We start from the raw sequence: 10,957 nt of genomic DNA on the forward strand, positions 1-10,957 counted from the left end.
TGGTGCGGACACGATATTCAGGATGCACCGAACGTCCCACATACTTTGTCAGACACGCCCTAGGTGCCGATCAGCGGGGTGCACGGCGTCCATCGACCCGAGCAGTGACGTGTACTCGCTCGCGCGGTCTGCATACGCCTGAGTCGTCGCCCCCATGCTTCCCCACCCTACAGCTCGCGTGCCCGGGGTGCGGCGGGGCGTGTCAATTCAGGTATACCCGTCGCTCATGTGCGACGACGTGGTGCGCGGCACAGCGGCATCCGTCCGGGCCGCACCCTGAGTAGCAGGGCGTGGCCAAGGGGAATGCTCTCTAGCTGAGTGTCTAATGCCCTGCTACCGCCTCTGTTTGCCCTGCCCATCTGTGTTTGTGGGGTCAGTCGATGCTCATCCCGGAGGGCGAACGGTTCTCCCGTGTCTACCGGGGCCGCGGAGAACTCACCGACCATCTGCTCGTGTCCCACGCGCTCGTCGGCACGGCGTCCGCGGTGACGACGGGGGAGTGGACCTCCCCTCGATCGAGGACGACCCCACCGGGCGGCAGGGAGCGCCGGGATCCGATCACCGGCCAGTCGTGGCGACCTTCGACCTCTGACCGGGGCAGGCTCTCGGATGATCGCCCTTTCCACCTGTCCGTCATGACCCGGGGGGCTGATCACGATGGCGGACTTACGTGTCGAAGTCGATCTCGACGCGGAATACATCGACCCGCAACCACGAGACCGTGAGTTCCACGGGCCTATGGTCCCGTGCTGCGGCGTCGGTTCGCGAGCGGATCGAGATGACCGGCGGTCGGCCGCTCAGCCCGAGGTGTTCGGCGACCTCGGGCGTTGCGGGGTCGATGGCAACGCCGAACCATCCGCGAACCGGTTGGAGTCCGTAGTGATCAGCCAGGGTGTCGTGCAGGGAGGCGGACGGGTCGAGGACCTGGGGCAGGTCCGGGACCAGCTCCGTGTCGAAGAAGGATTCGGCGAAGCCGACCAGCTCATTGTCGATGTACCGAGCACGAGTGAGCGCGATCACCTGACGTCTCGGCCCCATCCTCATCCGCCGGCGCACCTCGGGCGACGGAGTCTCGAGTCGCCATCCTGTGGTTCGGACATCGGGGGTGAGCCCGGCGTCTCGGACGCTCTGACTCCACGACGGCGGATGGCGGCGGCTGATCGTGTAATCGACTCGACGGGAGACGTACGTTCCGCTGCCCTGCCGCCGGCGCACGAGATAGCGCCTCTCCAGCTCTGCAAGCGCCGCCCGCGCGGTCAGCCGGCTGACGCCGAGCTGACCGGCGAGCTCGTCTTCCGACGGAAGCCGGGTCCCGACCGGCTGGTCCGCGATCTGCTCGGCGAGAGTGTCTGCCGCGGCCAGATACACCGGGACCCGAGGCGCAGACTTCTTCGACGTGACGCGATTGATGGAACTGATCATAATGCAGGCGTCGGACCAGGGGAGTGCGTGCGCAGGGGACGGTTGACTGCACCGTCGGGCACCTCGCCGGTAAGCACCTGCAGGATCGCCTCGGCAGCATGTTCCTCGATCCTGAGCCTCGCGGAGGCCACAGCGGACCCGAGGTGCGGAGTGAAGAGAGTCCGGTCCTGTATCGCCAGGAGCTCCTCGGGCACGCCTTCAGGACGGTCCGGGCGCGAGAGGTCCTCGAACTCGAACACGTCCGAGGCGAATCCGCCGAGGTGCCCGCTGCGCAGCAGCTCAGCCACGGCGACCTCGTCCACTACGGAGCCGCGCCCGACGTTGACGAGCAGCGACCCCGGCCGCATCGATTCCAATTGGGCGCGGCCAAGCAGGTGCAGGGTGTTCGCGTCCAGCGGGGCACAGACCGCCACGGCGTCGCTGCGCGTCAACAGCTCACCGAGTTCCACGTGCTCCATCTGCAAACCGTGGTCGCCGGCGGAGGACAATGGCTCAGGATCGCAGTAGAGCAGGTTCGCGTCGAAGCCGCTGAGCAGCCGCGCCACTGCCCGTCCGAGCCTTCCCGCGCCCACGAGGCCGATTGTCGAGCCCACGAGCGTGCTTCCGTAGAGCGTCGGTCGCCATCCCGCAAGGCCGGCCCGCACCGCGCGGTCTCCTGCCGTGATGTTGCGCGCGAGTCCGATGAGCAGACCGACCGCGAGTTCGGCGGTGGGTTCGGTGAGGAGATCCTCGACCCGCGTCAGCCAGATGCCGCGCTCGGTGCACGCGTTGACATCGATGTTGTCGTGGCCTTTGAGGGCGCCGGCGACCACCTGCAGGCGCGGGCACGCGTCGAGGAACTCTGCGGTGATCCGATCCGGCATGAACGCCATGAGGGCGTCCGCGCCTGCTGCCCTGCGTCGCAGCTCCGAGGCGGGTAGGCTGCCGTCGCTCTGGTTCGCGATCACCTCGCAGCTGTCAGCGAGCATCTCGAGGATCGGGGGATGCACGCGGTGGGTGAGGACCACCACCGGGCGGTGGGGAGTCTCCGTCACGTGCGTATCCGTCGGGTGTGTGTCTGTCATTGGAACCTCTTTCGCAACGCTCCGCCGAGGGCGTCGACCAGGGTGACTGTGGCAAGGATGACGAGCAGGATCGCGGCGACCTCGTCGTACTGGAGGGTGCGGAGGGCGGCGATCAGCTCGAAGCCGATGCCGCCAGCTCCGACGACGCCCACGACCACCGAGGCCCGGAAGTTGAGCTCCCAGCGGTATACGGTGGTGTCTGCCATCTGCGGCAGCACCTGCGGCAGGATGCCGTGCAGGATCACTTGCGCCGGGCCGGCCCCCGTCGCGCGAGCGGCCTCGACGGGCGCCTGATCCGCGTGCTCGATCGCCTCGGCGAAGAACTTGCCCACCATTCCCGCGGAGTGGATCCCCAGTGCCAGCGCTCCGGGCAGTGCGCCGAATCCGACGGCCGCCACGAAGACGATGGCCAGGATCAGCTCCGGCACGGAGCGCAGCATGTTGAGGATGAGCCGGGCGACCCAGTAGACCGCCGGATGCGGCGAGGTGTTGCGGGCGCCGCACAATGCCAGTGGAACGGAGAGCAGCACCGCCAGCGCGGTGGCCGCGATGCTCATCGTCATCGAGTCCCACAGCGGGCCCCACCAGCTGTTGAGGTTGGTGAAGTCCGGTACCCACATCTCACTCAGCAGGCCGGCGATGTCCGCCAGTCCTGTGATCATGCGGGTGCCGTCGAGCATCCCGACGACCCACGAGCTCACCAGCACGGTGACGAGGACGATCCCGGTGACAGCGACCGAGCGCCTCCAGCCGGACCGTGCCTGGTCGGAGATCTGCAGGTACTCCTGCTCTCGCTGCTCGTCCAGCAGGCGGCCTGTGCTTGCGCTTTCTGTGCTGGTGCTCACTGGTAGTCCTCAAGGTCGATGTCGAGCAGCGGTGCGAGCTCGCGCACCGCGTCGTAGTCCGAGTCGGTGACCTCTTCGAAGCCGGCGGCGTCGAACGGTTCGAGCACGGCCGGATCTTCGAGGTCCAGGAACGCTCTCCGCAGCTTCTCCTTCAGGTCTTCGGGGAGGTCCGACTGCATGGTCCACGGATAGTTGGCGTAGGGCTCGGACTCCTGGACCTTGACGACGGTCGCGGGATCGATGAGTCCCTCCTCGGCCATGCGCTCGTAGATGGGCAGGCTCATGCCACCGGCATCGGCGTTGGCATTCTGCACTGCGAGGGCGACTGCGTCGTGAGACCCGACGTACTGCTCCTCGTAGTCGCCCTGGTCGACGCGCAGGTCGGCCTCTTCAGCGAGCATGGCCTTGGGGATCAGGTGGCTGGACGTGCTCGCCTGGTCTCCCCAGGCCACGGTCCTGCCGGCGACGTCGGCGAGGCTCTCGATTCCCGCGTCGGCATTGGCGATGAAGACCGACTGGTAAGTGGGGTCCTCGCCGTCGACTTCCTGCAGGGCCGCGAAGGGCTCGATATCGGCCTTTTCCTGTGCGAGGACGTACGAGAGAGGACCGAAATAGGCCAGTTCGAGGCGGCCGCGCGACATCGCCTCGATCATCGAGGAATAGTCGGTCGTCACGACGAGCTCGACGTCCATCTCCAGCTCCTCTTCGAGGTGCTTCTTGAGCGGTTCATTGTTCTTGATGACGTCCGAGGCGTTCTCGTCGGGCAGCAGGGCAACCCGGAGCGTGTCGGGTGCGGCGCTCGCCTCTCCGGCGGCACCGCAGCCGGAGAGAAGGAGGGCGGAAGTCAGCAGGGCTGCCGCAGCAGCGGTGAAACGGGGGCGTCCGATCATGGTGATTCACTCCTGGGGTGAGTCGTGTCGCTTGGTGAGTCGGGTCGTGCAATGGGTCGTTCGATGTCGTGGTGGGTGCGACTGAGTTCGGTTGAGCGGCTCTGGTCAGGAGCGCTCGGCCGCAAGCGTGTCCTGACCGGCTCTTACAGGGGCGTCGGATCGGGAATCGTCCGGCGCGCCTTCGTAGATCAGGCGGAGGTCTGCGTCGGTGACGCCGGCAGCGGGACCGTCATAGACGATCCGCCCGCGGGCGAGGCCCACGATGCGGTCGGCGTGCTCGAGCGCGAGGTCGACCTGGTGAAGGCTGGCGATCAGGGTGATTCCGCTCTCCTGGCAGACGCGGCGCAACAGGTCCATGACGCGACGCGCCGAGGCGGGATCGAGGCTGGCGACGGGTTCGTCGGCGAGGATCAGGTCCGGCTGCTGTGCGAGTGCGCGGGCGATGCCCACGCGCTGCTGCATACCGCCGCTGAGGTTGTCGACCCGTGTGAGGGCCTTGTCCAGCAGCCCGACTCGGTCGAGCGCCTCGAGGGCGATGCGCTCGTCGCTCCGGCTGAAGGGCAGAAGGCTGCGCCAGAAGCTGTAGTAACCGACCCTGCCGAGGAGCACATTCCGCAGCGCCGTGTACCGGGGGATGAGCTGGTGGTGCTGGAAGACCATTCCGGTGCGTCTGCGGTGGTGGCGCAGGTCTTTGCGTGATTCGAGTGCCGGGACGCCCTCGACCCGCACTGTTCCGGTGCTGGGGGTCACGAGCAGGTTCATGCACCGCAGCAGAGTGGATTTGCCGGCCCCCGACGGGCCGAGGAGTACGGTGACCTTTCCGCTCTCGATCGACAGGTCGGTGGTCCCGAGGGCTTGCACTCCGCCCTTGTAGGTCTTGCTGACATCGACAAGTTCAATCACTGGAAGTCCTCTATACGACTGAAGGTTTCAATGGAAACGTATAGAGGAGTTTCAAATTCCGGGGGCGGGGTCGGCCAACGGTCTGTGAACGAGGGGCGAACAGCGAGCTTTGTCGGTGACGGCCGGGGCTGTGGACCGCCGTTAAGAAGCCGTCCATGCGGGAGTCAACAGCGGATGGCAGGGTGAGTGCTCATGACGGCCCTGACCCCAGACGGCACCATCTTCGACCTCGTGCTCGGCCACGCGGCAGCAGTGCTGCCCGACCGAGTGCTCGACGACGCGAGAGTGGTCGTTCGCGATGGTCGAGTCGCTCACGTCGGTCCGCATCCTGGGGGAGCTGCCTGTGACTTCGATGCCCGCGGCGCATGGCTGTTGCCGGGGCTCGTCGACGTGCACAGCGACCTGCTCTCTCGGGAGATCCGCCCGCGACCGGGCGTAGTGCTCGATCCTTCATTCGCCGTCGCGTCGGCGGCAGCACGGCTCCGTGCGGCGGGAATCACGACCGCTTTTCACGGCTTGGCGTTTCAGGAGCGATCGATCGTAGGAACGCCGATCAACTCGCCCGCGGCCTCCGAGCTGTCGGAGGCGCTCCTGAGCACCGATGACACTCAGATCGATCATCAGGTGTTGCATCGACTCGATGTGCGCTCCGAATACGGCCGGAAGCTCCTCGAGAAGACCTTGCAATCGCGCGACGACCCGCCCTCGCCATCTCTCCAGGGCGAGGTCCGAGGGAAGCGCCAATCTCCGGAGAGCACAGTGCCCGTGGTGTCACACGAAGACCACACGCCCGGGCAGGGGCAGTTCGCCGATCCGGTGAAAATGGAGCGATGGCTGATTCAGGGCGAAGGGATGACCAACAGCGAGGCGGCTGATCACGTCGAATGGTGGCGCAGCACCCGCGACGAGCAGCACGCGGTGCGTGAAGCCGCCCTGTCCTGGCTGGAAGGCCTGGTGCGATCCGGGCACATCAGGCTGTTCGCCCACGACCTGGCGACCCCGGAGGAGGTGTCGGCCGCTGCCGGTCGCGGCTGCTCCGTGGCAGAGTTCCCCACGAGCATCGCCGCTGCGCGAGCCGCCCGGGACCATGGGATGCTCGTCGTAGCGGGAGCTCCCAATGTGGTCCGGGGAGGATCACACACGGGCAACGTGTCGGCAGCTGAACTCGTGTCGGCAGGCCTGACCGACGCTCTTGCCAGCGATTACATCCCCGCATCGATGCTTCCAGGAGCATTGCGCCTGGTGCGCGACGGGGTTGCGTCACTTCCGCAGGCAGTGCGCCTCGTGACCTCAGGCGCCGCAGCGTGTGTGGGACTGGACGATCGGGGTTACCTGGTCGAGGGGCATCGAGCCGATCTGATCCTCGCCGACCTCAGCAAGAGATGGCCCTCCATTCTCACCGTCACAGGGGGGAACTGTTATTGATGGGCGACCAAGATGAGAGGATCAGCTGACTGCCGAGGTGGGCACACCCATGGCGAAAAGTGGCCATCTGGGTCGCGCAAAGAACCTGACTTTCTTTGGCCCGGTCGCTCCTGATACGAGCGTGATAGGGCCCAGCAGTACCTGAGCCCAGGAGCAACCGGAGACCCGACCCCGTCTCAAACATCACCAGCGAGCCAGTTGCCCCCGGGTCCAGTCCTCGTCGTCGCAAGAGGCAAATTTGGCTACCAGATCGCGTTGGAGCTCGCCCGCAGCGGCGGCCGGGAAGTCCATCTCTCCCGGGGAGAGCGAAACACCAGCGTTCCCCAGCGCATGCTCGAGCGTGACACCTTCTGGTGGCAGAAGATGATTTGGAGTGCTCGACATCCCGTCACCAGGCTCGGTCGGCTCATGCGCGACCACGACCACATTGGGTCCGTTGCGAATCGGCCACGAAGGTCGCAGTCCGACAAGTGACACGAGCCAAAGTGCGGCTGGCCATGGCCTCGATGGGGAAATTCAGCGCTGAAGTAGGTGTGCTCTGCAGAGGACTCGGCATCACCTGAAGCCGCCAAAGGAAGCCGCGAATTGCCGCCACCCGAAGCTGACAGTCACATGCGGTCGGGCTGCCTCGGAGGCGCTGGTCGCTTCGACGCTCCCGCTTGGATGTCCAATTGGGTATACCTCGATGACCGGCGCGCCGGCACGCACGACAGCGAGGTCAACGACATAGGGTTCTTATCTGTTGACCGATACCGGAAGGACGTCTTAGAGGTGAGTGGCAAGACAGTCGGGTACGTGCGCGTCTCCGCGATCGACCAGAACCCCGACCGGCAAGTGGCGGCCCTCGGCTGTGAAGTTTGGCGATGAATGGCGGCGTTCTGTGATCGCTCGGTGGCGCACTCCCGGCCACAGCGGGGCCCCGCGCTGACACGTGCGAATACTGGTCCAGCGTGTGAGCCTCGGGCGCGGGGAGGGTGCGTGGTGGTTTAGTGCCCGGCGCCGAGCTTGCCGGACATGCGGTTGCGCATGTTTTGGCTGGCCTCGTTGAGGCCGATGACCTCGACGTTCTTGCCGTAGTGGCGGTACTTGTCCTCCACGGAATCTAGTGCGGCGATGGTCGAGGCATCCCACAGGTGTGAGGTCGTCAGGTCGATGACGATGCGCTGAGGGTCCTCGGCGTACTCGAACTGGGTGTAGAGGTCGTTGGAGGAGGCCCAGAACAGTTCCCCGTCCACGGTGTACCGAGCTACGGCCTGCTCGCCCTCGCCCTTGACGGTGCGCGTGACGGTGGCGAAGTGCGCGACCCTGCGGGCGAAGAGCACCATCGCGGTGAGCACCCCGAGCCCGACGCCGACGGCTAGGTTGTGGGTGGCGACGGTCGCGATGACGGTGACTACCATGACGATGGTCTCGGACTTGGGCATCATTTTCAGCGTTGAGGGACGGACGGAGTGCCAGTCGAAGGTGGCGATCGACACGAAGATCATCACCGCGACCAGGGCGGCCATCGGGATCAGCGCCACTACCTCCCCGAGGGACACGGCCAACACCAGGACTAAGACGCCGGCCAGGAAGGTGGAAATCCGGGTGCGGGCCCCGGAGGCCTTGACGTTGATCATGGTCTGCCCGACCATCGCGCAGCCGCCCATTCCGCCGAAGAAGCCGCTGATGATGTTCGCCGCGCCCTGGCCCCAGGACTCGCGGACCTTGTTCGAGCGGGTGTCGGTGATGTCATCGACCAGCTTGGCCGTCATCAGGGATTCCAGCAGCCCGACGAGGGCCATGCCCAGTGCGTAGGGGGCGACGATCTGGAAGGTCTCCAGGGTGAAGGGCACGTCAGGCAGGAACAGGGTGGGCAGGGCGTCGGGCAGCTGACCCTTGTCCCCGACGGTGGGCACGTTGAGTGCGAAGACTAGGGCCAGAGCGGTGACAACGATGATCGAGATCAGCGGGGCTGGGACGACCGTGGTGATCCGTGGCAGCAGGTAGATGATCGCCAGGCCGGCGGCGGTGAGCGGGTAGACCAGCCACGGGACGCCGATCAGGTCTGGTAGCTGGGAGGTGAAGATCAAGATGCCCAAGGCGTTGACGAAGCCGACCATCACCGACCGGGGGATGAAGCGCATCAGCTTGCCCACCCCGAGCACCCCGAGGATCACCTGGAAGACACCGGCAAGGATGACCGCGACGAGGAAGTAGTCCAGCCCGTGCGAGGCCATCAGCGGGGCGATCACCAGAGCGGTGGCCGCGGTGGCCGCAGAAATCATCGCCGGCCGCCCACCCAGGAAGGCGATGGACATGGCCATCGTGGCGGCAGCGAACAGACCCACCTGCGGGTCCACCCCGGCGATCAGCGAGAACGCGATGGCCTCAGGGATCAACGCCAGCGCGACTATCAGGCCGGCCAGCACCTCGGTCTTCAGCCAGCGCGGGCGCTTCAGGGTCGCCAGGACGGATTGGCGTTCTTCGGGGGTGGCATTCGCCGGCGGGGCGGTGTGGATTGTGGTGGACACGCAGGTCTCCCATCAGGTCGTGAACAAGAAGGACCCCGGCCTTACGAGGCAGCCCGGCCGCCCAAGGGGCGGGGCATCAGGTAGTCACCGGGAAAAGTTTCGACACTAACTCTACCCTAACGTTAGGGTAGAGTCTGGCTGCTGGCCCACCTCGCTCCGCCAGCGGGGGGCAGGTTTAGTCGTGGACGCGGTCCTGCAGGGCGTCGATGAGCTCGTCGGCTTGGCGCAGTTTGCGGGCCATCTTCTCCCGGGCCACCCGGACCCTTTCCAAGTACGCGGCAGTGGCCTCGACCGGTTCCTTGGCCTCCAGAATGGCGAGGATCTCGGCGGTCTCCTCCAGGCTGAATCCCAGCGGAGTGATCCGCCGGACGTAGTTGAGCCGCTCGACGTCGGCCTGGGTGTAGAGCCGAAATCCGCCCTCACTGCGAGCCGAGGGCGGCGCCAGCCCTACATTGTCGTAGTGGCGGATAGTGCGCATCGACAGCCCGGTGCGTTCGGCGACCTCACCGATCTGCATCGTGTCCATGTCTTGCTCCTGCGCTTGCCCCACTGCTTCACCCTTCCACTAGCCCTTGCTCGCCATGACGCCTGAACGCAGGCGCCCGCGTTCTGCCGCCCGGCAAGCAGGCACCAACTCTATCGCTACGTCACAGTCGCGCTCAGAGTCGGCCCCAGATTACGTCGACGCGGATAGTTCAAGGCGAAAGCGCTTCGCGCCAAGCAATCGCCGCCCTTCCACAAGGTGGCAAGCTGGTGGCGCCTCAAGAATCTACAGCTTTGTGAGACATCAAATCCGTGGTCCTATGAAGCATGCCTTCCGCGCCGTTGTGCTCTCGCGTTCGCCTCGGAAAGTCGTCTCACTGGAAACCGTCTCGGTGCCGTGCTTTCTAGGGGTTTGTGAGTCATGTTTGAGAGATGAGGTTGTTGGGATACACGCGGGTGAGCACCGCCGGTCAAGACGCGCAGTTGCAAGTGGACGCGCTGGTCGGTGTCGGAGTGCAGAAGCGAGATGTGTTCTCCGATGTGACCTCGGGCAGCAGGACCGCAGCGGAGCGTCCCGGCATGAAGCGCCTCCTCGACTACGCCCAGGACGGTGACACCGTGGTGGTGTGGCGGATCGACCGGCTCGGTCGGTCCCTGATCGATGTCCTCAACACCGTCAACCTGCTGCGCGAGCGAGGGGTGAAGATCCGGTCGATCTCGGACAGCATCGATCCGGAGACCTCGTCGGGCAGGATGATGCTCGGGATGCTCGCCACCCTGGCCGAGTACGAGCGCGAGCTGATCACCGAAAGAGTCAATGCCGGTATCGCCGCGGCGAAGCAGAACGGCACCCGTTTCGGTCGACCTCCGGTCGACCCGGACGTGATCGCGGAGAAACTCGTGACAGCCGAAGACGCTCGTGCGAAAGGACGGACCGCCGAAGCCGCCGCCCGCTTGGTCGGCTGGTCCCGCGCGACGCTCTATCGCCACCAGCAGGCCGCCCGCGTTCGCGACGCGGTGTCCGAACAGGTGTGAGATGGACGGGCTGGACCGGTGGAGGATCCTTCGACTGCACGTCGAGGACGACATCCCGCTGACAGCCCTGGCCAGGGAGACCGGCACCGTCCTGCGCACCCTGGAACGCTGGCACCACCTCTACAAGTCCGGTGGTATCGCCGCCCTCGAACCACAGCGTCGGACAGACGCCGGCACCCGGCGTACACCGACCGAACTCGTCGCATTCGTCGAGCGCCTCGCGCTGACCCGCCCCCGTCCGAGCATCGCCGCGCTGCTCCGGCTCACGGTCGCCGAAGCTGAACGCTTGGACCATCCAGCTCCAAGCTACGCGACAGTGCGCAGCTGGGGTGTGATCATTTGAGTGGACTCCAAAACACGAAGGAGAATCCACGCCA

Annotated in this window: 10 protein-coding genes; 3 read left to right on the forward strand and 7 right to left on the reverse strand. The window is 65.9% G+C overall.

The features are described 5' to 3' along the window. Positions 1–666 precede the first annotated feature (666 nt). The 5 genes from ABD172_RS14570 to phnC all read right to left on the reverse strand — a co-directional run bounded on the left by ABD172_RS14570 (position 667) and on the right by phnC (position 5,124). Complete coding sequence (locus ABD172_RS14570; protein ID WP_344310838.1) at positions 667–1,422, reverse strand: GntR family transcriptional regulator; 756 nt, start codon at positions 1,420–1,422, stop codon at positions 667–669. Beyond that, entirely contained in the window at positions 1,419–2,486 is a 1,068-nt protein-coding gene (locus ABD172_RS14575) for a phosphonate dehydrogenase (protein WP_344310840.1), read from the reverse strand. The genes ABD172_RS14570 and ABD172_RS14575 overlap by 4 nt, the downstream gene beginning before the upstream one ends. After that, positions 2,483–3,331 carry a phosphonate ABC transporter, permease protein PhnE gene (gene phnE / locus ABD172_RS14580; protein WP_344310842.1) on the reverse strand — a complete coding sequence of 283 codons (849 nt, stop codon included), beginning with the start codon at positions 3,329–3,331 and terminating at the stop codon, positions 2,483–2,485. The genes ABD172_RS14575 and phnE overlap by 4 nt, the downstream gene beginning before the upstream one ends. Beyond that, positions 3,328–4,221, reverse strand: coding sequence for a phosphate/phosphite/phosphonate ABC transporter substrate-binding protein (phnD, locus tag ABD172_RS14585; RefSeq protein WP_344310844.1), 894 nt, complete (start codon positions 4,219–4,221; stop codon positions 3,328–3,330). Before phnD ends, phnE begins: the two co-directional genes overlap by 4 nt. 105 nt (positions 4,222–4,326) lie before the next feature. Beyond that, on the reverse strand, positions 4,327–5,124 hold the full coding sequence (phnC, locus tag ABD172_RS14590) for a phosphonate ABC transporter ATP-binding protein (RefSeq protein ID WP_344310846.1): 798 nt from the start codon (positions 5,122–5,124) through the stop codon (positions 4,327–4,329). 192 nt (positions 5,125–5,316) lie between these two features. Here phnC and ABD172_RS14595 point away from each other — a divergent pair, with 192 nt between their 5' ends. Then, positions 5,317–6,549 (forward strand): alpha-D-ribose 1-methylphosphonate 5-triphosphate diphosphatase, encoded by a 1,233-nt coding sequence (locus ABD172_RS14595; protein WP_344310848.1) that lies wholly within the window; start codon positions 5,317–5,319, stop codon positions 6,547–6,549. Positions 6,550–7,535: 986 nt separating this feature from the next. Here the strand turns inward: ABD172_RS14595 and ABD172_RS14600 are convergent. Together ABD172_RS14600 and ABD172_RS14605 are read right to left on the reverse strand one after the other, a co-directional pair. Further along, positions 7,536–9,062 (reverse strand): SulP family inorganic anion transporter, encoded by a 1,527-nt coding sequence (locus ABD172_RS14600; protein WP_055085098.1) that lies wholly within the window; start codon positions 9,060–9,062, stop codon positions 7,536–7,538. A gap of 175 nt (positions 9,063–9,237) precedes the next feature. After that, entirely contained in the window at positions 9,238–9,588 is a 351-nt protein-coding gene (locus tag ABD172_RS14605; RefSeq protein WP_019160177.1) for a MerR family transcriptional regulator, read from the reverse strand. 389 nt (positions 9,589–9,977) lie between these two features. Between ABD172_RS14605 and ABD172_RS14610 the strand changes: the two genes are divergently transcribed. Beyond that, complete coding sequence (locus ABD172_RS14610) at positions 9,978–10,580, forward strand: recombinase family protein (protein WP_344310852.1); 603 nt, start codon at positions 9,978–9,980, stop codon at positions 10,578–10,580. Between the two features lies 1 nt (position 10,581). Continuing rightward, positions 10,582–10,923: a helix-turn-helix domain-containing protein gene (locus tag ABD172_RS14615; protein ID WP_344310853.1), complete on the forward strand. Its 342-nt coding sequence runs from the start codon at positions 10,582–10,584 to the stop codon at positions 10,921–10,923. The last annotated feature ends 34 nt before the right edge of the window (positions 10,924–10,957 follow it).

Source organism: Brevibacterium samyangense, from assembly GCF_039529845.1.
GTDB classification, from domain to species: domain Bacteria; phylum Actinomycetota; class Actinomycetes; order Actinomycetales; family Brevibacteriaceae; genus Brevibacterium; species Brevibacterium samyangense.